The following is a 19,977-nucleotide window of genomic DNA, read 5'->3' as shown; positions in this document are numbered from 1 at the left end:
CTCCGAGACGGTCTTCGCCAGCTGTTTACTTACTTGATCTCTGCCAGCACGGTGCCCTGGGTGATGGCCGCGCCTGCCTCCACGGACAGTCCGGTGACCACACCGGCCTTGTGCGCGTTGACCGGGTTCTCCATCTTCATGGCCTCGAGCACCAGAATCAGATCGCCCGCCTCGACCGACTGGCCCTCTTCGACCGCGACCTTCACCACGGTGCCCTGCATCGGCGCGGTGACCGCGTCACCGGAGGCGGCGCCGCCACCGGCGCCGCCACGCTTGCGCGCCTTGGGCTTCTTGCGGATCACCCCGGCGCCATTGCTGCCCGCACCCGCGGCACCGGCGCCGACGGTGAAGTTGCCCGGCAGCGATACCTCGACCCGACGCCCACCGACCTCGACGACGACCTTCTGTCGCGGCAGTTCCGCGTCCTCGTCAGCGGCGGCACCGGCCGGGGTGTAGGGCTCGATGTTATTGGCCCACTCGGTCTCGATCCACTTGGTGTAGACGTCGAACTTCTCGCCGTCACCGATGAATGCCGGATCCTCGACGATCGCGCGGTGGAACGGGATGACCGTCGCCAGCCCCTCGACGTGGAATTCGGCCAGCGCGCGCCGGGCCCGCTGCAGCGCCTGCTCACGGTTCTCGCCGGTGACGATCAGCTTGGCCAGCATCGAGTCGAACTGACCGCCGATCACACTGCCCTGCACCACACCGGAATCGACACGCACACCGGGGCCGCTGGGCTCCTGGTATACCGAAACCGGACCCGGCGCCGGCAGGAAGCCGCGCCCGGCGTCCTCACCGTTGATCCGGAACTCGAATGCGTGCCCGCGCGGCGTCGGATCCTCGGTGATCGCCAGCGCGTGGCCCTCGGCGATGCGGAACTGCTGACGCACCAGGTCGATACCGGCGGTCTCCTCGGTGACCGGGTGCTCGACCTGCAGGCGGGTGTTCACCTCGAGGAACGACACGGTGTCGCCCTGCACCAGGTATTCCACGGTGCCCGCGCCGTAGTAACCGGCTTCCCGGCAGATCGCCTTGGCCGAAGCATGGATTCGCGCGCGCTGATCATCGGTCAGGAACGGCGCGGGCGCCTCCTCGACCAGCTTCTGGAACCGGCGCTGCAGCGAGCAGTCACGGGTACCGGCCACCACCACGTTGCCGTGCTTGTCCGCGATGACCTGCGCCTCGACGTGGCGAGCCTTGTCCAGGTACTGCTCGACGAAGCATTCACCGCGACCGAAGGCCGCGGTGGCCTCGCGAACGGCGGAGTCGAACAGCTCCGGAATCTCCTCGATGGAGTGCGCGACCTTCATGCCGCGACCGCCACCACCGAAGGCGGCCTTGATCGCGACGGGCACGCCGTACTGCTTGGCGAACTCGACCACCTCGGCTGCGTTCTTGACCGGATCCTTGGTGCCCGCCGCCATCGGCGCCTTCGCGCGCTCGGCAATGTGGCGCGCGGTGACCTTGTCACCGAGATCGCGGATCGACTGCGGGGAGGGGCCGATCCAGATCAGCCCGGCGTCGATGACGGCCTGGGCGAAGTCGGCGTTCTCGGAGAGGAATCCGTAGCCTGGATGGATGGCGTCGGCACCGGACTTGGCCGCGGCATCGAGAATCTTGTCGAAGACGAGGTACGACTCGGCCGAGGTCTGCCCGCCAAGGGCGAACGCCTCGTCGGCGAGCTTCACGAAGGGGGCATCCGCATCGGGCTCCGCGTATACCGCGACACTGCCGATACCGGCATCCTTGGCCGCCCGGATCACGCGAACTGCGATCTCGCCTCGGTTAGCTACGAGTACCTTCGATATCCGCGCGCTGGCATGGCTGGGCACTGAGCCTCCTGTTAGCAATCTTCTTGGTCGCCCCGTGGTCGACATACTTCCGTCTCGGGGGAGTGTAGGCAGTCTGTCAACAACCGCCGCACTCGGATAGCCCTACTCCACAGTAGGTCACGGATCACACCCGCAGCGTTACATCGGGCCCGGAGGCGGCAGCCTGCGTGACCATGTCGGGCCAGGAACGCCGCAATTCGGATACCGCGGTCGGCTGTATGTGTCAGATCAGCCTATCGGGCTCGCGCCTTGCGGGTACCGGCCGTCGGTACGTCACCCGGTTCATATCCCTTGGCAATCGGCATGCGAACCGAATTGCCCCATTCGGTCCAGGACCCGTCGTAATTGCGCACGGATTCGAAGCCGAGCAGATAGGTCAGCACGAACCAGGTGTGGCTGGAGCGTTCGCCGACCCGGCTGTAGACGATCAGATCGTCCGCGGCCGCGAGCGCACCATAGATTTCGTCCAATGCGGCGCGGGAACGGAACCTGCCGTCGCTGTGGCAGGCCTCGGTCCACGGAATGTTCACCGCGGTCGGAATATGTCCGCCGCGCAGCGCCGCGTCCTCGGGATTGACCGTCGGTTGGATCAGCTCGCCGGAGTACTCCTCAGGGGAGCGCACGTCGATCAGCGGCCTGCCGAGATGGGCGAGCACATCCTCGCGGAACGCCCGCGCCGAACCGTCGTCGCGTCCGACCGTCGGATACTCGCTGCGCAGCGGGTAGGGGAGGTCGAAGGTGGTATCGCGCACCTCGGAGATCCACGCGTCCCGTCCGCCGTCGAGTAGTCGTACATCCGGATGTCCGAACAGGGTGAAGACCCAGAACGTGTGCGCGGCCTGCGCGTTGCCGCGATCACCGTAGATCACCACGGTATCGTCGCGCTCGATTCCCTTGGCGCGCATCAGCTCGGTGAACCGGGCGCCATCGATATAGTCACGCGTAACCGGATCGTTGAGGTCGCCCCGCCAATCGATCTTGGTGGCGCCGGGAACGTGACCGATGCCATAGAGCAGGATGTCCTCGTTGGACTCGATGATCTTGAGTCCCGGCGTGCCGATGTTTGCCGATAGCCACTCTGTGGTTACTAGTCGGTGAGGATGTGCGTACGCACCGAAAGCAGGATGAGGGTTCCGGGCAACGGGCACGATATGGGTCCTTCACACGAGGTAGACGGGTGGTTATAGCGGTTTGGGTCTCACGCCGATGTTAGGTGTGAGGTGATAGTGAAACTCGTTTCAGATCACAAATCGGCTGAATGGGCGAATAAATCGCACTCTCATCCGATAAAGTCTCCCGGGAGGAGGGGTGAGCTATGTCCGATTCTTGGCCGAGGCGTCGACTGCTCGCGATCCTACGTGGCGCCAGCGAACCTCTCGACGCCCAAGAACTGGCCAGAATCACCGGACAGCACGTCACCACTGTTCGGTTCCATTTGGATGTGCTCACCAGGGAATCGCTGGTGCGGCAGTTCCAACAACCACCGCGCGGCCGTGGGCGCCCGCGCATCGGCTACCGGGCGATTCAGCGATCGATTGGCTATCAGGAACTGGCCGAGGTTCTCGCCGACCAGCTCGGCCCTGATCCGCGGCGTCGCTCCGAGGCGGCCATAGCCGCCGGACGTGCCTGGGGTGCCAAACTCGACGCGGGCGACCATGCGGTCGAGTCATTGGAGGACGCCAAGGACGTCACCATGACGCTGATGTCCGAACTCGGTTTCGCACCCGAGCGCGATGCGGCCGCCGAGACCGATGGGCAGGTCCTGATCCGGCTGACCGCCTGCCCGCTGCGCGAACTCGCACGCACCCATTCCGAGGTCGTGTGCGGCGTGCACCTGGGCCTGATCAAAGAGGTTCTCGATCGCAACGGCGTGCGTGGCGAGGTGAACGTCCGGCTGCAACCTTTCGTCGAGCCGGAGCTCTGCATGATCCGCTTGGAACTCATGGCGCGGCGCGAGCCGGAGCGCAATGCGACACCGCTGCCGATCGGCGCGGAGGCCGGGACGGAGCCGCGGATCGCGCCGCCGTCAGCTGGGCGAGTGCCGCCACAATTGCGCAATGCCGACCCCAATGTCGCCAAGCAGTCGGCGCAGCAGTGGTAGTCCGATCCCGATAACGCTCGACGGATCGCCATCGATGCGATCGACGAACCAACCGCCCATGCCATCGAGGGTGAATGCGCCCGCGACCTGCAAGGGCTCGCCGGTCGCGATATAGGCGTCCAGTTCTTCGGGTTCGGGCTTGGCGAAATGCACGGTAGTGGAACTGCAGTCGACGGATTCGCCGACAATCTCGCCGTCTCGCATGCGCAAGACACAATGGCCGGTAATGAGATCGGCACTGCGCCCAGCCATTTCGGACCAGCGGGCCCGCGCCACCTCGGGCGTATGCGGCTTGCCCTGTAGCTCGCCGTCGACGAGCAGCATCGAATCACAGCCGACCACAACGCAATCCGTCGCGAAATCCGAAATCGTGGCGGCCACCGACCGTGCCTTGGCCCGCGCGAGTTCCACCACGACGACCTCGGGCGCCGTGCCGGGCGGCAGTGCCGCGGCAACGGCGTCCTCGTCGATATCGGAGATCCGGACGACGGGTTCGATGCCCGCCGAGCGCAATACCGCGCGGCGGGCGGGCGACGCGGAGGCGAGAACGAGTCTCGTCATCCGATCAGTCGCGCAGGTGTGACAGTTGCGGGAAAGCGTACGGAGAGCACGGCGAGGTGCCGCGGTGCAGCAGGGTCGGACGACCCCAGGAGTCGGCCGGACCGACCGGTCCGCTACTAACGGCGCTGTTCGCGGCCGCCGACAGTACGCATACCAGCGCCGCGATTTCCTCATCGGACGGCGCACCCTTGATGACTCGGATGAACGGCTGCTCCGCCACCGCGGATGCCGGGACTGCCGCTGGCGCGGCCACCTCGACGGTATCCGCGATCGGGTCGACTGCGAGATCCAGTTCGACGGCGGTCAACACATCATCATCTGCCACGGTCGTCACAGTGCCAGATCCTCTCTCTATTCCGATCGAGCCCATGCCCGACTCGAAGACATATGGATCAAGCGATCATCATCCTCGAATCGACTCATTGCGTCTCTGTAAACCAGTGTGCGCGGCCCATCGAGATTATCGCTTGATCACAACGGAATGTTGCCGTGCTTCTTCGCCGGCAAGGTGACCATCTTGCGCTCGAGCAGACGCAGCGCCGAGACGATCTGGCCGCGGGTATGTGAGGGCGGGATGACCGCGTCGACGTACCCGCGCTCGGCGGCCACGTAGGGGTTCACGAGGGTGTCCTCGTACTCGTTCTGCAGCTCGAGGCGCAGTGCGTCGACATCGTTTCCGCTCTTCGCGGCCTCTTGCAGCTGCTTGCGGTAGACGAAACCGACGGCGCCCGACGCGCCCATCACCGCGATCTGCGCGCTCGGCCAGGCGAGGTTCACATCGGCGCCCATATGCTTGGAACCCATGACGTCGTAGGCGCCGCCGTAGGCCTTGCGAGTGATGATGGTGATTTTGCCCACAGTGGCCTCACCGTAGGCGTAGAGCAGCTTCGCGCCGCGCCGGATGATGCCGTTGTATTCCTGGTCGGTGCCGGGCAGGAAGCCGGGAACGTCGACCAGAGTGATGATCGGGATATTGAAGGCGTCACAGGTGCGCACGAAGCGCGCGGCCTTCTCCGAAGCGTCGATATCGAGGCAGCCCGCGAACTGGGTCGGCTGGTTGGCGACGATGCCGACGCTGCGGCCGTCGATCCGACCGAAGCCGACGATGATGTTCATCGCGCGCTCGGCCTGCACCTCGAGGAATTCGTCGTCGTCGAGCAGGCGACGGATGACCTCGTGCATGTCATAGGGCTGGTTCGGCGAATCCGGGATGATCGTGTCCAGCTCGAGGTCCTCGTCGGTGAGCGAATCCTCGATGGCGCCGGTGATCGGGTCGCTGGCCGGGAAGCGCGGGGCTTCGGCGCGGTTGTTGCTCGGCAGGTAGCTCAGCAGGTCCTTGACGTAGTCCAGCGCATCCTGCTCGCCGGAGGCGACGTAGTGCGCGACACCGGATTTCGTCATGTGGGTGTGCGCGCCGCCGAGGTCCTCCATCGTGACGTCCTCACCGGTGACCGTCTTGATGACATCCGGCCCGGTGACGAACATCTGGCTGGTGCCGTCGACCATGACGACGAAGTCGGTCAGTGCGGGCGAGTAGACATGCCCACCAGCGGCCGGGCCCATGATCAGCGAGATCTGCGGGATCACGCCGGACGCCTGGATATTGCGGTGGAAGATCTCGCCGTAGAGGCCCAGCGAGACGACACCCTCCTGGATGCGTGCGCCCGCGCCCTCGTTGATGCCGACCAGCGGGCGGCCGGTCTTGAGCGCCAGATCCATCACCTTGACGATCTTCTCGCCGTAGACCTCGCCGAGGCTGCCGCCGAAGACGGTGACGTCCTGGCTGAAGATGCAGACGTCGCGACCATCGATGGTGCCGTAGCCGGTCACCACGCCGTCGCCGAGCGGCCGGTTGCTCTCCAGGCCGAAGTTCACGCTGCGGTGGCGGGCCAGTGCGTCCAGCTCCACGAAGGAGCCCTCGTCCAGCAGTGCGAGAATGCGCTCGCGGGCGGTCATCTTGCCCTTGGCGTGCACCTTGTCGACCGCGGCCTCACCCATCGGGTGCTCGGCCTCTTCCAACCGATTCCGCAGATCAGCCAGCTTCCCAGCGGTGGTGTGGATATCGGGGGCGCCCGCCGATTCCGATGCGGGCTGGTGCTGGACACTCGTCATGGCTCCGGAGTGTAACCAGTGCCAGTGCTTCTCGGTAACCGAGTGTCGCTTACCGGTCAGTAAAAAACCGCAGCTAGATCATGTTCCAACCAGCGAATGGCCGCAAACTTCCTGGTCGATTATCGAACCGAATGTGGCACTCGCGGCCGGAAAATCAGTGGAGTGGCGCGGCGGTGCCCGGATAGCCTGAGGACGTACGCATTTCAGCTCGAGATAAGGGGGAAGTGCGGCGCATGGGAGGAAAACGCACACCTAGCTGAGGACTGATCATGTGGGGATGGAGCAGTAGAGTCGCCGAACACGCCGCGGCGACCTCGTGGACCAGTTGGCAGACCAGGGAAACCGAGCCGACCGTGGTGGATCCGCAGGAGCGGGCCGAGGACGAAGCGAAATCCGCGGACGGCATGCTCGTCGCGGTACCGAATCGCGAGTACGACCTCGTCGGATAACCTGCCGGGGTGCACAGGCCACCATTGGATGCAGAGCAGTTGCGGCGCAGTCTCATCGATTCGCCCGAGCTGACGTTCTTCTCTCACATCGATGTGGTGGAGTCGACCGGGTCCACCAATGCGGATCTGATCGCTCGGGCCGGGGCGGCCGATGCTGATCACGCGGTACTGCTCGCCGAAACCCAAGAGCAGGGCCGGGGTCGGCATGCTCGGACCTGGATCAGCCCGCCGCGCGCACAGATAGCGATGTCGCTATTGGTGCGGCTGCGTGGCATCGAGCCGGCCGCGCTCGGCTGGCTGCCGCTGCTCACCGGTGTCGCCGTTGTGGACGCACTGCGCGCGACCGCCGGTGTGGACGCGAATCTGAAGTGGCCCAACGATGTGCTGATCGATGGCCGTAAAGTCGCGGGCATCCTGGCCGAAGTCGCCTCCGGCGGTGGGACACCCGCCGTTGTCGTCGGGGTCGGCCTGAACGTCAGTCTCACCGAGGCGGAACTGCCGGTGCCGCATGCCACTTCGCTCACGCTGGCGGGGGCGAAGGTCACCGACCGCACCGAGCTCGTGCGGTCGCTGCTGGCCGAATTCGCCCGCCGCTTCACCGCGTGGCGTGACGCCGGTTGGGACGCCACCGACCTGATCGGCGTCTACCGCGACCGCTGCGCCACCCTGGGCGCACCCGTGCGCGCCGAACTACCCGGCGGCCAGACCCTCGAGGGCATCGCCGACGATGTCGATACCGCGGGTCGTCTGCGCATCGGCGAACATGTCGTCTCCGCCGCCGACGTAACCCACCTGCGCGCCGGCTACTGACCTCGGCCGAAGTCCGCACCCCTTGCGCGGACCCACGAATCCCGGCAAGGGGTGCTGTTGTGCAACGGCATCGGCGGGATCAGACCGGTTGCACAATGCCGCGCGCCGCCTCGCGGGCGAGCAGGCGATCGCGCTGTTCCTCGAACTTGAGGACGTCTTTTTCCAGCTTCTCCAGGAACTCGCCGAGTTCCTGCCGCGCCCGTTCACCGCGCGGCCCGAAGTCGGTGCGCTCGAAGACATTCCACTTCTTCAGCACCGGCTGCACCACCTCTTCGAGGTGCTGGCGCAGATCGTAGATGCCGTGCTTGGCCATCAGCGCGCCGTTGCGGCGGAAATTGGGCATGCCGAAGCCGGGCATGATGAAGTTGGTGAGGATCTGGGTGATCGCCACCATGGCCTGGTCGGGCACCAGATCCAGGCCCGCGCCGCACATATTGCGGTAGAAGATCATGTGCAGGTTCTCGTCGGTGGCGACGCGCTGCAGCATGCGATCGGCGATGGGGTCCTTGCAGACCTTGCCGGTATTGCGGTGGCTGACCCGGGTGGCGAGTTCCTGGAAAGTCACGTACGCGACATTGACCAGGAATCCGCCCCAGTCCTCGGGCGAGGGCACGCCGCGGGTCATGTGGATCATGCGGGCCTGTTCGAGTGCGACCGGATCGATGCCACGGGTGACCACGAGGTAGTCGCGTATGACGATGCCGTGGCGGTTCTCCTCGGCCGTCCAGCGCCCGACCCAGGTGCCCCACGCGCCGTGCTGGGAGAAATTCTCGGCGATCAGCCGATGGTAAGAGGGCAGATTGTCCTCGGTGAGCAGGTTGGTGATCATGGCGGCCCTGGCGACCTCGTTCAGCTTGGACTGCTCCTGCGCCCAGTCCGTACCGCCCATCGCGGCAAAGTTGCGTCCCTCGTCCCACGGGACGTAGTCGTGCGGGTGCCAGTCCTTGGCCAGCGACAGGTGGCGGTTGAGATTCTCTTCGGCCACCGGTTCGAGTTCGGTCAGGATTTGCAGCTGGGTCAGATCCTTCGTCACATACGCCTCCGCGGTTCGGTTTCGACGTCTTGTCAAGCCGGACTTGTCTTTTCACAGGCAGAGCGTTGAGCAGAACAAAACGAGAGCTAGTCGAACAACAGAGCCGGATCGAGCGGTTGCCGTCGGCCCCGAGGCTATGGAGCGATCTTGTGCGCAATCTCGAGGATACTCGAGAGGTACTCGAGGTGGCGACGGCACAAGGTGACGATTTGTGCAGTACGGCACGCGTCGTTGTCCACGCTAACCGGCATGTTCTCGCGGTAGGGTTTCGACATGGGTTATCCGGAGGAAGTGCTCGCCCCGGACGAGCAGTTGATACTCCATCGTCATCCGCATTGGAAAATGCTGTTCTGGCCGATTGTGACACTCATTGTCGCGACTGCACTGGCCGGATTCGCCGGGGGGTTGATCTGGCGCAGGGCCGAGGGCACGACCCGTTCGGTATTGCTGATCACGGTGCTGGTCGTCTGGCTCTGCGTTATCGGATGGCGTTGTGTCGCAAGGATTATCAGCTGGAAGTCGACGCATTTCATCGTGACCGACCGTCGGGTGCTCATCCGGCAGGGCGTGATCACCCACACCGGCATCGATATCCCGATGAGCCGGATTTCCAGTGTGCAGTTCCGGCACGGGCTGTTCGACCGAATGCTCGGCACCGGCACCCTGATCATCGGCTCGTCCTCGGAGGAACCGCTCGAATACGACGACATCCCGCAGGTGCAGCAGGTGCACGCACTGCTGTACCGCCAAGTGTTCGAGGAGTCGAGGGACGACGATCGGCACCGGGACGACCGCGGCCGCAGCGGCACGCCTGGGGGCGGTTACCGATGATCTGTCGGCGCAGGTCCGTAATCTGAGCATATGACCGCCGTACTGCTGGCCGAGGACGATGAGGCCATCGCCGCACCGCTGTCGCGTGCGCTTGGGCGCGAGGGCTATTCGGTCACCGTGGAACGCTTCGGGCCCGCGGTGCTCGAACGCGCCCTGGAGGGCGATCATGATCTGCTCATTCTCGATCTCGGCCTGCCCGGTATGGACGGGCTCGAGGTGTGCCGCCAGGTGCGCGCCCGCGGTGCCGATCTGGCCGTGCTGATGCTCACCGCGCGCACCGATGAGGTGGACTTCGTGGTCGGCTTGGACGCGGGTGCCGATGACTATGTCGGCAAACCGTTCCGGTTGGCCGAGTTGCTCGCCCGGGTGCGAGCGCTGTTGCGGCGCAGCGGAATCGGTGACGAGGCGGTCGAGGTCGGCGGTATCCGGCTGGAGCCCGCGGCGCGCCGGGTGCTGGTGAACGGCGTCGAAGTCGGTTTGGCCAATAAGGAATACGAGCTGCTCAAGGTTTTGATCGATCGGGCGGGTCAAGTGGTGCCGCGCGAGACGATTCTGCGCGAGGTGTGGGGCGACGCCGAGCTGCGCGGTTCGAAGACCTTGGATATGCACATGTCCTGGCTGCGCCGCAAGATCGGCGACGAGGGCCCGATGGCCGAGCGACGCATCGTCACCGTGCGCGGTGTCGGCTTCCGACTGAATACCGACTGATGGTGCGGCACAACTGATATGAGACGCAGAATTCTGCGATCACTGCTCACCGTGTTGACCATCACCACGGTGGTGCTCGGTGTCCCGCTGATCTACACCGCGTGGCTCTGGGTCGAGGACATCACCCGCAACGATCTGGAGAACCGGCTGGAGCGGATCGCCGCGGAGATCATCGCCCAGGAACACGGCGACGGCATGGTGCTCGGCGAACTCGACACCCGCCTGGTGCGGCCGCTGATCCCTGAGGACGGCAAGCTGACCATCATCTATCCGGCGCCGCAGGACAATGCCTCCCGGCTCGATATCGGCGCGGAGCAGGTCCACGATCCGGTGGTGGAATCGCTGGCGATGGGCACCGAGGGGTCGCTGCGCCTCGAGGTGCCGTCGGGGCCGATGCATGCGCAGCAGATCCAGGCCGTCGCGGTGGTCGCCTTCGCGGTGCTCGCCTCACTGGGCGCGGCGGTGTCGGTGGCGATGATCACCGCGCGCCGGGTCGCCGATCCGCTGCGTGACGTGGCGGCCCGCGCCGCCCGACTGGCCATGGGTGATTTCCGGCCGGATCCGCGGCGGCATGGGATTTCCGAACTGGACCGGGTTTCCGACGTGCTCGATTCGGCGACCGTCGAGATCGCCGGGCGGCTGCAACGCGAGCACGCGCTGGTCGCGGATGTTTCCCATCAGCTGCGCAGCCGCCTGACCGCGGTGCGATTGCGGTTGGACGAGTTGTCCGAGCATGCCGATCCGGCCGTGGTGCACGAGGCCGAGGAGGCGATGGCGCAGGTCGACCGGCTGACCGACGCCATCGACGATCTGGTGCGGGCCTCTCGCGACGAGGATGCCGCCGATCGCGACCCGGTGCCGGTCATGGACGAACTGCGCGGCGTCGTCGAGGAATGGTCGCATCCGTTCACCGAGGCCGGCCGGATCTTGCGGCTGATCGGCGACGAATCGCTGCGCGCGCCGATCACCGGCTCCCGGCTGCGCGAAGCGCTCGCCGTACTGGTCGACAATGCGCTGATGCACGGCGGCGGCACCTGCACGGTTTCGGTGCGCACGGTGCGCACGGTCAGCGATCGGGAGCCCCTGGTGGTGGTCGAGGTCGCCGACGAGGGCGATGGCATCCGTGACGAACTCGCGCCGCACATCTTCGACCGAGGCTTCTCCGCCGGCGGCTCGACCGGTGTCGGACTCGCCCTCGCCAGGGCACTCATCGAGGCCGATGGTGGACGTTTGGAATTGCAGCGCCGCCGCCCCGCGCTGTTCGCGATGTTCCTCGGATCCAGCGCGTCGCAGCGGACGACCAACGGTGCGCAGGTGCCCGAGCCGCGCTGATCAGCCGAGGAGTTCGGTGCGGAGGGCTTCGTCCTTCTCCAAGACCATTGCTTCGAGTCCGACCTGGAACTGTTCCATGCGGGTGCGCAGCGCGGGGTCGTGGGCGGCAAGAATGCGGGCGGCGAGCAGGCCCGCATTGCGGGCGCCGCCGATGGAGACGGTGGCCACCGGGACACCCGCCGGCATCTGGACGATGGACAGCAGCGAGTCCATGCCGTCGAGATATTTGAGCGGGACGGGGACGCCGATGACCGGGAGCGGGGTGGCGGAGGCGACCATGCCGGGCAGGTGGGCGGCGCCGCCCGCGCCCGCGATGATGACCTTCAGACCGCGGCCCGCCGCCTCGCGGGCATAGTCGAGCATGCGCTGCGGCGTGCGGTGGGCCGAGACAACGCCGACCTCGAAGCGAATATCGAACTCCGCCAAGGCGATCGCGGCGGCCTCCATGGTCGGCCAGTCGGAGTCGCTGCCCATGATCAGGCCAACTTGCGCATTACTCACCATGGGGATCCCATCCGTCGGTCCACACCGCGTGCGACATCCAATGCGCCGCGCGCTCGGCCTGCTCGCGCACTACGGCGACATCGTCGCCGAGCACGTTGATATGCCCGATCTTGCGATCTGGGCGTTCGCCCTTGCCATACAGGTGCACCTTGGCCTGCGGCAATCTGGCGAAGAGGTGGTGCAGCCGTTCGTCCATCGACATGGTCGGCGACTCGGCCGCGCCGAGAATATTCGCCATCACCGTGACCGGCGCCAGCGGACTGGTATCGCCGAGCGGATAGTCGAGCACCGCACGCAGATGCTGTTCGAACTGGCCGGTGCACGCGCCGTCCATGCCCCAGTGACCCGAGTTGTGCGGGCGCATCGCCAATTCGTTGATCAGGATGGCGCCGTCATTGGTTTCGAAGAGTTCGACCGCCATCGCACCCACCACACCGAGTTCCCCGGCCAGATTCAGCGCGAGCGTCTCGGCCTGCGCGGCCAATTCGTCGCTCAAGTCCGGCGCGGGCGCGATCACCACGGCGCACTGGCCGTTGCGCTGCACCGTCTCCACCACCGGCCAGGTAGCGGCCTGACCGAACGGTGAACGCGCCACCATCGCCGACAGTTCGCGCTTCAGGTCCACCTTGGCCTCGGCGAGCAACTGCACGCCGTGCGCCAACTGATCGGACACGATCGTCTCGGCTTCGGTCGCCGACTCCGGCATCCAAACTCCGCGCCCGTCGTAACCGCCGCGCACCGCCTTCAGCACAATCCGCCAGTCGTGCTCGTCACCGAATCGCACCGCATCGGCCACCGAGGTCACCGGCACGAAGGTGGGCACCGGCAACCCGAGTTCGGACAACTTGGTCCGCATGGCCAGCTTGTTCTGCGCGAAGACCAGCGCATGCGGCGGCGGCTGCACATTCACGCCCTCGGCGACCAGCACCTCCAGATGTTCGGTCGGCACATGTTCGTGATCGAAGGTGAGCGCGTGCGAGCCGATGGCGGCCTTGCGCAGGGCGGTCAGATCGGTGTGGCTGCCGAGTACGACCTCGGGGCTCACCTGTGCGGCCGGGTCATCCGGATTCTCGGCCAGCACCCGCAGCCGCTGCCCCAGCGCGATGGCGGCCTGGTGTGTCATGCGCGCGAGCTGGCCACCACCGATCATGGTGACGGTGGGCATGGCGGCAGGATCGAAGGAACGGCGGGCGGTCACGCCTGCACCTCGCTGACGCTCGGCTCCGACGTACCGCCCACAGGGGCTGTGTTGATGGTTCGCTCGCTTCGCTCCCTCACGTCGTGCAATCTTGTCATGTCCGAGCGCCGGGATCGCTACCGGTACACTGTGGCCTTGTGTCTTTCGTCGACGATGTGGTCAACGTCCTCCCCAAGCCCCTGCGGGAGATCGCTTATCGCCACCGCGAACTGATCAAATTCGCCATCGTCGGCGCGACCACCTTCATCATCGACTCGGGCATCTTCTACGTGCTCAAGTGGACCGTGTTGGAGACCAAGCCGGTCACCGCGAAGATCATCTCCGGCGTGATCGCGGTCATCTGCTCCTACATCCTCAACCGCGAATGGTCGTTCAAGAACCGCGGCGGTCGCGAGAAGCACCACGAGGCGCTGCTGTTCTTCGTCGTCAGCGGCGTCGGCGTCGTGCTGAGCTTCATCCCGCTGTGGATCTCCAGCTACATCTTCGACCTACGCCAGCCCGATGTGAGCTTCACCGTCGAGAACATCGCGGACTTCGTCAGCGCCTTCATCATCGGCAATCTGCTGCAGATGGCGTTCCGCTTCTGGGCGATGCGCCGCTGGGTGTTCCCGGACGAAATCAGCCAGCTCGTCGAGGAATTCGAGGATCTGCTCGGGGAAGAGCAACTCGGCCGCAGCTGAGTTCTCGGTCCGGAGCGCGGCGACGGAAACCTGTATGCCGGTCTTGATCGCGGCCGCGAGCACATGCTGGTCTCAGCCATGCGGATCCCGCATCGGCGGGGCTCAGTACGGTGATGCGGTGGCGACTGAGGAACTCTTTCGGGGGCGTAGTGGGGATGACGCGACCAGGTTTCGGCTGACCGTCGTGGATCAAGCGCTGCGGTTGTTCGCCGAGCAGGGGTATGAGGCGACGACCGTGGATGAGATCGCGGAGGCGGCGGGGATTTCGCGGCGGACGTTCTTTCGGCAGTTCCGGTCGAAGGAGGATGTGATCTTCGCCGATCACGAGTCGCAGTTGGCGCGGGCCGCGGAGTTCTTGGCGGCGGCGCAGGGGGATCCGTGGGAGGCGGTATGCGCCGCGGCGGTGCAGGTATTCGAGCGGTTCACCCAGTGGCGCGAGATCGCCGAGCGGCGGTATCGGGTGGTACGGAAGGTGCCCGCACTGCGCGAGCGCGAGATCGTGACCGTGTTTCGATACGAGCGGTTGTTCACCGACTATCTGCGCGAGCGACTGCCGGAGGTGCCTGATCTGGCGCGGGTGCAGTTCGCGGCCGCGGTGACGGCCACGCACAATTACCTGCTGCGCCGGATGGTACGCGGCGAATCGGATGCGGGCGCGGCGGATCTGCGCGAGGAGTTGGCGGCGATTCCGCGTGGGCGCGGTTCGGGGGCCGCGGAGCTGGTGGTCGCGGTGTTCCCGAGGGATATGTCGCCGCGGCAAGTCGCCGATCTGGTCGCACGCCAGCTCGATAGTCTGTGACGGGGGTCATAGTATGCAGTATCTGACACTCAGTGCCACCATATAATCGCACTTGACGCGAGTTCTGGGCGTACACTCGATCGGAGTGTGGCACTGAGTGCCGATCGCTGAAATCTGATCGAGCAAAATCACGACCGACAAACCAGGAGTGTGTCCCATGGCGGGAAATCCGCATTTCACTCTCTTCCAGTTGGAGGACTTCCACGACGAACTGCGTGCGGCCATCCGCGGACTGGCGGAGAAGGAGATCGCTCCGTACGCCAAGGACGTCGACGGCGACGCCCGCTTCCCGGAGGAGGCGCTCAAAGCGCTGAACGCCGCCGGCTTCAACGCGGTACACGTGCCCGAGGCCTACGGTGGCCAGGGCGCGGACTCGGTCGCCACCTGCATCGTGATCGAAGAGGTCGCCCGGGTCTGCGGTTCGTCCTCGCTGATTCCGGCGGTCAACAAGCTCGGCACCATGGGCCTGATTCTCAACGGTTCCGAGGAGCTCAAGCAGAAGGTGCTGCCGGATATCGTCAACGGCGAAATGGCGTCCTACGCATTGTCCGAGCGGGAGGCGGGCTCCGATGCCGCCAGCATGCGCACCCGCGCCAAGCAAGACGGCGACGACTGGATCATCAACGGCTCCAAATGCTGGATCACCAACGGCGGCAAGTCTTCCTGGTACACCGTCATGGCGGTGACCGATGCGGAGAAGGGTGCCAATGGCATCTCCGCATTCCTGGTGCACGCCGATGACGAGGGCTTCGTGGTCGGCCCGGTCGAGCACAAGCTCGGCATCAAGGGATCGCCCACCGCCGAACTGTATTTCGAGAACTGCCGGGTGCCGGGTGATCGCATCATCGGTGCGCCGGGCACGGGCTTCAAGACCGCGTTGCAGACCCTCGACCACACCCGCCCGACCATCGGCGCGCAGGCTGTCGGCATCGCGCAGGGTGCGCTGGACGCCGCGATCGCATACACCAAGGACCGCAAGCAGTTCGGCACCGCGATCGCCGACTTCCAGAACACCCAGTTCATGCTGGCCGACATGGCGATGAAGATCGAGGCCGCCCGCCTCATGGTCTACACCTCCGCGGCCCGCGCCGAGCGCGGCGAGAAGAACCTCGGCTTCATCTCCGCCGCCGCCAAGTGTTTCGCCTCCGATGTGGCCATGGAGGTCACCACCAACGCCGTGCAGCTCTTCGGCGGTGCGGGCTACACCACCGACTTCCCGGTGGAGCGAATGATGCGTGACGCCAAGATCACCCAGATCTACGAGGGCACCAACCAGATTCAGCGCGTCGTCATGTCGCGCGCGCTGCTGCGGGGCTGATAACGCAAACCGACCGGGTGTTCACGCCGCTGCGCGAGCGGTGTGAACACCCGGCTGTGTACGCCTGACAGACGTATTACGTATGCCTGTCAGGCGACCAGATCGGCGTATTCGCGGTGCTCGGCGATGTACTTCTCGACGTACCAGCAGGTCGGAATGATCGCGAACCCCGCGGCGCGCGAATCCCGCAGCGCGTATTCGACCACCTGGGCGGCGACACCGCGGCCGCGGAACTCCGGGAAGGTCATGGTGTGGTGGAAGTCCCGGACCCTGGGGGGATGGTTGTCGGCGGAGCCGACGGGGCGGGTGAGATCAGCGTCTTCGCGTTCGGCGTAGTCGGCGTACCCGGCGAGGGTGTCGTCGATATAGATCTCGAATCGGGTATCGGCGACATTGTGCTCGAGCCTGGTCGTCATGTTCGGGTGAACTCCTCAGCGGCCGGGAATGTTCCGTTTACAGAATCGCGCCTGGATTGAGGATGCCATGCGGGTCGAGCGCATCCTTGATCCGGCGGGTAAGTGCCATCACATCGGGACCGAGTTGATCGGGCAGCCACGCCTTCTTCAGCCGGCCCACCCCGTGTTCACCGGTAATGGTGCCGCCGAGTTCGATGGCCAGCGCCATGATCTCGCCGAAGGCGCGGTGTGCGCGTTCGGTCATATCCGCGTCGGCCGGGTCGTGCACGATGAGCGGGTGGGCATTGCCGTCCCCGGCATGTGCGATCACCGCGACCAGCACGTCATTTCGCACCCCGATGGCGGCGATACCGTTGACCAGATCGGCGAGCCGCGGCAGCGGAACACCGACATCCTCGAGCAGTAGCGATCCGATCCGCTCCACCGCGGGAATGGCGAACCGCCGTGCGGCGGTGAAGGCTTCGCCCTCCTCTGGATCCTCGGTGTGGAAAACCTCGGTGGCACCGGCCTTTTCGCAGATGCCGACCATGATTTCGGCTTCGTGCCTGGCGAATTCGCCCGGTGCGTCGGAGCGGGCGACCAGCAGCGCGGCGGCCTCGCGATCCAGCCCCATCCGTAGCTCGTCCTCGACCGCATTGATCGTGACCGCATCCATGAACTCGAGCATGGCGGGCCGCAGGGCGCCGGTGATGCCAAGGATGGCCTCGGTGGCGGCGGTCAGCGTCGCGAAGGTCGCGACCACGGTGGACTGCGGCGGTTGTGCGGGCAGCAGCCGCAGGGTGAGTTCGGTGATGACTCCGAGCGTGCCTTCGCTGCCGACGAACATCTTGGTCAGTGACAGGCCCGCCGAATCCTTCAGCCGCGGCCCGCCGAGTCGCAGCACCGTGCCGTCGGCGAGCACCACCTCCATGCCGAGCACGTAATCGGTGGTTACGCCGTATTTCACACAGCACAGGCCGCCCGCGTTGGTGGCCGCATTGCCGCCGATCGAACAGATTTCGAAGGAGGACGGGTCCGGCGGGTACCACAGGCCGTGCTCGGCGACCGCACGTTTGACCTCGGCATTGAGCAGGCCGGGTTGGACTACCGCGGTGCGGGTGACCGGGTCGACGGTGATCGCGCGCATGCGTTCGGTGCTGAGCACGATGCCGCCGTCGACGGCCGTCGCACCGCCGGACAGTCCGGATCCGGCCCCGCGCGGCACCACCGCGACCTTGTGTTCGTGCGCCCAGCGCAACGTCGCCGCGACATCATCGGTGCCGGTCGCACGCACCACGGCCAGTGGTGTGCCCGCACTTGGATCGCGCGCCCAGTCCTGCCGATAGCCCTCCAGCAGATCGGGATCGGTGCGCACGGCACCCTCGGGCAGACGGGAGATCAGGTCATGCAGGTCCACACAGCTCACGCTATACGGCGAGTGAGTGCCCGACTGTAACAGCCGCGCGTCCGGTTCTCCCTGGAGGTTTGCTACAACGCCGAGGCCGATGCGATGTTGGTCGTTCCAGTGGTGCCAGGTCCGTCCGCCCATAAGAATTCCGGGCAAGGCGCCCGTTTCGGGCGTTGCCCGATTCCGTTAGGTGCGCAGGCGTACCAAGGAGGTCTCATGCAGGTCGAGTCGCCGGATTACCGCGATCTGGTCGCCGCCGTATTCGCTGACGAATTCGTCGACGGGGGCATCGATCCGGAAGCATTGCGCCGTATCCATGCGGGTGATATCACCGAGTGGATCACTGCACTGGATCGCTGCGGCATGTTCGGCAAAACCGCCCTCGCCACCCTGTCCGAACAGTGGCAGCGCGACCCCCGCCTGCTGCTCGACGCTCTCCTCGACGGTGTCGACGACGTTACCGGCCGCCGCTGCCTGCTCGCCTGGTCCGCGCTGGACGACCGTTCACCTCTCACACAGATCGGCTGATCGAGATCGGGTTCCACCTGATCTTGTTTCCTGGACGATCACCTGGTGGACACCTGCCGCTGGCATGCTGGCGGCGTGACGACCACCGAGTCCCTGGTGGCGGGCTTCTCCCGCTGGTGCGAGGCCATCGTCGCGCGGCTGCCCTTGGGGCTGAATCGCCTTGTCGCCCCGACGTTTCTCGGCTTCGCGCTGATCAACAGCTTCACCTTCGGGATCGATCTGGCGCTGCTCACCGTGCTGCACGGCTGGTTGCACCTGCCGGTATGGCTGTCGGTCACCGTGGCCTATATCTGCGCGTTCGGACTCAGCTTCGTGCTCAATCGCACATTCAACTTCCACTCGCATGCACCGGTCGGCAGGCAGGCCGTGGTGTACATGGTGGTCGTCGTGATCAACTACCTCGCCTTCATCCTCGGCGTCGGCAGCGGATTGGCCGCGCTGGGTTTGGAATACCACTTGTCGCGGTTGCTGGCGGGGGCGTGCGAGGCGGTCTACATATACAGCGCGATGCGCTGGGTGGTCTTCCGCGGCCGCGACACCGTCGTCATGTCCCAGTCGGTCTGATCACTCGCAGTTGATCGGCGACTGCCGTCCGCGCGACTGATGTCGGTCGAGGCCGACGATGAGTGGGTCAGCCGCGCGCGGAGGCGAGCAACATCGTCCGCAGCCAGCGTCCTCGATCCGCGCAACCGGCAGAACCCCTACGCACACCGCCTACTTTTCGTTTCGCCTACCGCAGGATCTCGATATCGTCGCCGTCGACCACGACGACATCGTCGTCGGTGAGCGCCCAGTGCGCAATGCCCTCGGCCCGATAGCGGGCGGCGAGTAGCGCGGACGCACCGTCCGGGTCGGTCGCGGAGTCCAGATGCGCCACGATGCGATGGTCGACCAGCCCCAGACCGTCCCACCGCGGTTCGATACCGCACGCCGGTTCGACCTCGGCTGGGTCATCGGTGGATTCCAGACCGCGCAGATCCGGGGTCAGTAGACAGGCGCCCGCACTGTACCCGGCATATACCAGCGCGTCGGCGGCGAGCAGCTTCGGCAGTACGAAATCGGCTCCGCTGCGGGCGAATTGGGCGCGCAAGACGAACGTGTTGCCGCCGCGCACCCACACCAGTGGGTATTCGCTGAGGGTAGCTTCCAGTTCGGTTGCGCGCCCGATGAATTCGCGCAGATCCAATACGTCGGGGGCGTAGCCGAGTTTGCGCAGCGGGGTCACGTCACTGGTGACCGCACCCGCCCAGGCCGCGGGCCAGGCGTCACATGCGTTGGGAATCACCGCGACTCGGCCCGGCTCGCCGACGAGCGCCGCGAGCCGGTCGTAGTGTGCGCCGAATCGGTAGCTGGACAGGAAAAGTCGCACCGCGCG

At 65.7% G+C, this 19,977-nt stretch carries 21 protein-coding genes and 1 pseudogene; 11 read left to right on the top strand and 11 right to left on the bottom strand.

Going from position 1 to position 19,977, the window contains the following annotated elements; all coding sequences use genetic code 11:
- Positions 1-29 precede the first annotated feature (29 nt).
- Positions 30-1,835 (bottom strand): acetyl/propionyl/methylcrotonyl-CoA carboxylase subunit alpha, encoded by a 1,806-nt coding sequence (locus AB0J29_RS15670; RefSeq protein WP_364785478.1) that lies wholly within the window; start codon positions 1,833-1,835, stop codon positions 30-32.
- Positions 1,836-2,068: 233 nt separating this feature from the next.
- On the bottom strand, positions 2,069-2,983 hold the full coding sequence (locus AB0J29_RS15665; protein WP_364785475.1) for a sulfurtransferase: 915 nt from the start codon (positions 2,981-2,983) through the stop codon (positions 2,069-2,071).
- 167 nt (positions 2,984-3,150) lie between these two features.
- Here AB0J29_RS15665 and AB0J29_RS15660 point away from each other — a divergent pair, with 167 nt between their 5' ends.
- A complete protein-coding gene (locus AB0J29_RS15660) occupies positions 3,151-3,936 on the top strand; it encodes a transcriptional regulator (RefSeq protein WP_364785472.1) in 786 nt (261 codons plus the stop codon).
- On the opposite strand, the gene AB0J29_RS15655 is transcribed toward AB0J29_RS15660, so the two are convergent.
- From AB0J29_RS15655 to AB0J29_RS15645, 3 genes are all read right to left on the bottom strand, one after another.
- Entirely contained in the window at positions 3,862-4,497 is a 636-nt protein-coding gene (locus tag AB0J29_RS15655; RefSeq protein WP_364785469.1) for a nucleoside triphosphate pyrophosphatase, read from the bottom strand. The genes AB0J29_RS15660 and AB0J29_RS15655 overlap by 75 nt on opposite strands.
- A gap of 4 nt (positions 4,498-4,501) precedes the next feature.
- Positions 4,502-4,822, bottom strand: a complete 321-nt coding sequence (locus tag AB0J29_RS15650) for an acyl-CoA carboxylase subunit epsilon (RefSeq protein ID WP_364785466.1) — start codon at positions 4,820-4,822, stop codon at positions 4,502-4,504.
- A gap of 146 nt (positions 4,823-4,968) precedes the next feature.
- Positions 4,969-6,609, bottom strand: coding sequence for an acyl-CoA carboxylase subunit beta (locus AB0J29_RS15645; RefSeq protein ID WP_364785463.1), 1,641 nt, complete (start codon positions 6,607-6,609; stop codon positions 4,969-4,971).
- Between the two features lie 269 nt (positions 6,610-6,878).
- Between AB0J29_RS15645 and AB0J29_RS15640 the strand changes: the two genes are divergently transcribed.
- Positions 6,879-7,058 carry a hypothetical protein gene (locus tag AB0J29_RS15640; RefSeq protein WP_364785460.1) on the top strand — a complete coding sequence of 60 codons (180 nt, stop codon included), beginning with the start codon at positions 6,879-6,881 and terminating at the stop codon, positions 7,056-7,058.
- 9 nt (positions 7,059-7,067) lie between these two features.
- Entirely contained in the window at positions 7,068-7,868 is an 801-nt protein-coding gene (locus tag AB0J29_RS15635; protein ID WP_364785458.1) for a biotin--[acetyl-CoA-carboxylase] ligase, read from the top strand.
- Between the two features lie 79 nt (positions 7,869-7,947).
- Here the strand turns inward: AB0J29_RS15635 and AB0J29_RS15630 are convergent, their stop codons facing one another.
- A complete protein-coding gene (locus tag AB0J29_RS15630; RefSeq protein ID WP_364785455.1) occupies positions 7,948-8,901 on the bottom strand; it encodes an acyl-ACP desaturase in 954 nt (317 codons plus the stop codon).
- Between the two features lie 273 nt (positions 8,902-9,174).
- On the opposite strand from AB0J29_RS15630, the gene AB0J29_RS15625 reads away from it, so the two are divergent.
- The 3 genes from AB0J29_RS15625 to AB0J29_RS15615 are packed head-to-tail and all read left to right on the top strand — an operon-like array spanning position 9,175 to position 11,772.
- Complete coding sequence (locus AB0J29_RS15625) at positions 9,175-9,732, top strand: PH domain-containing protein (protein ID WP_364785452.1); 558 nt, start codon at positions 9,175-9,177, stop codon at positions 9,730-9,732.
- Positions 9,733-9,762: 30 nt separating this feature from the next.
- Positions 9,763-10,440: a response regulator transcription factor gene (locus tag AB0J29_RS15620; protein WP_040686995.1), complete on the top strand. Its 678-nt coding sequence runs from the start codon at positions 9,763-9,765 to the stop codon at positions 10,438-10,440.
- A gap of 18 nt (positions 10,441-10,458) precedes the next feature.
- On the top strand, positions 10,459-11,772 hold the full coding sequence (locus AB0J29_RS15615) for a HAMP domain-containing sensor histidine kinase (protein WP_364785449.1): 1,314 nt from the start codon (positions 10,459-10,461) through the stop codon (positions 11,770-11,772).
- On the opposite strand, the gene purE is transcribed toward AB0J29_RS15615, so the two are convergent.
- Positions 11,773-12,276 (bottom strand): 5-(carboxyamino)imidazole ribonucleotide mutase, encoded by a 504-nt coding sequence (gene purE / locus AB0J29_RS15610; RefSeq protein ID WP_364785446.1) that lies wholly within the window; start codon positions 12,274-12,276, stop codon positions 11,773-11,775. It lies immediately after the preceding gene.
- The gene (locus tag AB0J29_RS15605) at positions 12,266-13,474 is read right to left on the bottom strand and encodes a 5-(carboxyamino)imidazole ribonucleotide synthase (RefSeq protein ID WP_364785443.1); all 1,209 of its coding nucleotides are present in this window, start codon (positions 13,472-13,474) and stop codon (positions 12,266-12,268) included. Before AB0J29_RS15605 ends, purE begins: the two co-directional genes overlap by 11 nt.
- A 137-nt stretch (positions 13,475-13,611) precedes the next feature.
- Here AB0J29_RS15605 and AB0J29_RS15600 point away from each other — a divergent pair.
- The 3 genes and pseudogenes from AB0J29_RS15600 to AB0J29_RS15590 all read left to right on the top strand — a co-directional run.
- Positions 13,612-14,091, top strand: a pseudogene (locus AB0J29_RS15600) (GtrA family protein); the annotation flags it as partial.
- A gap of 181 nt (positions 14,092-14,272) precedes the next feature.
- On the top strand, positions 14,273-14,953 hold the full coding sequence (locus tag AB0J29_RS15595) for a TetR family transcriptional regulator (protein WP_364785440.1): 681 nt from the start codon (positions 14,273-14,275) through the stop codon (positions 14,951-14,953).
- Between the two features lie 157 nt (positions 14,954-15,110).
- Positions 15,111-16,271 (top strand): acyl-CoA dehydrogenase, encoded by a 1,161-nt coding sequence (locus tag AB0J29_RS15590; protein ID WP_364785437.1) that lies wholly within the window; start codon positions 15,111-15,113, stop codon positions 16,269-16,271.
- 89 nt (positions 16,272-16,360) lie between these two features.
- Here AB0J29_RS15590 and AB0J29_RS15585 read toward each other — a convergent pair whose 3' ends face one another.
- The gene (locus AB0J29_RS15585) at positions 16,361-16,687 is read right to left on the bottom strand and encodes a GNAT family N-acetyltransferase (RefSeq protein ID WP_364785434.1); all 327 of its coding nucleotides are present in this window, start codon (positions 16,685-16,687) and stop codon (positions 16,361-16,363) included.
- 37 nt (positions 16,688-16,724) lie between these two features.
- Positions 16,725-18,083: an FAD-linked oxidase C-terminal domain-containing protein gene (locus AB0J29_RS15580; protein ID WP_364785431.1), complete on the bottom strand. Its 1,359-nt coding sequence runs from the start codon at positions 18,081-18,083 to the stop codon at positions 16,725-16,727.
- Positions 18,084-18,290: 207 nt separating this feature from the next.
- Between AB0J29_RS15580 and AB0J29_RS15575 the strand changes: the two genes are divergently transcribed.
- Positions 18,291-18,602, top strand: coding sequence for a hypothetical protein (locus AB0J29_RS15575; RefSeq protein WP_364785428.1), 312 nt, complete (start codon positions 18,291-18,293; stop codon positions 18,600-18,602).
- A 75-nt stretch (positions 18,603-18,677) separates the two neighbouring features.
- On the top strand, positions 18,678-19,166 hold the full coding sequence (locus tag AB0J29_RS15570) for a GtrA family protein (RefSeq protein WP_364785425.1): 489 nt from the start codon (positions 18,678-18,680) through the stop codon (positions 19,164-19,166).
- A gap of 166 nt (positions 19,167-19,332) precedes the next feature.
- Here the strand turns inward: AB0J29_RS15570 and AB0J29_RS15565 are convergent, their stop codons facing one another.
- Entirely contained in the window at positions 19,333-19,971 is a 639-nt protein-coding gene (locus AB0J29_RS15565) for a Type 1 glutamine amidotransferase-like domain-containing protein (protein WP_364506889.1), read from the bottom strand.
- Between the last annotated feature and the right edge of the window lie 6 nt (positions 19,972-19,977).

Source organism: Nocardia sp. NPDC049707 (assembly GCF_040674855.1).
Classification (GTDB): domain Bacteria; phylum Actinomycetota; class Actinomycetes; order Mycobacteriales; family Mycobacteriaceae; genus Nocardia.
Note: the sequence above shows the minus strand (reverse complement) of the source record. Positions and strands in the feature narration are given on the sequence as shown.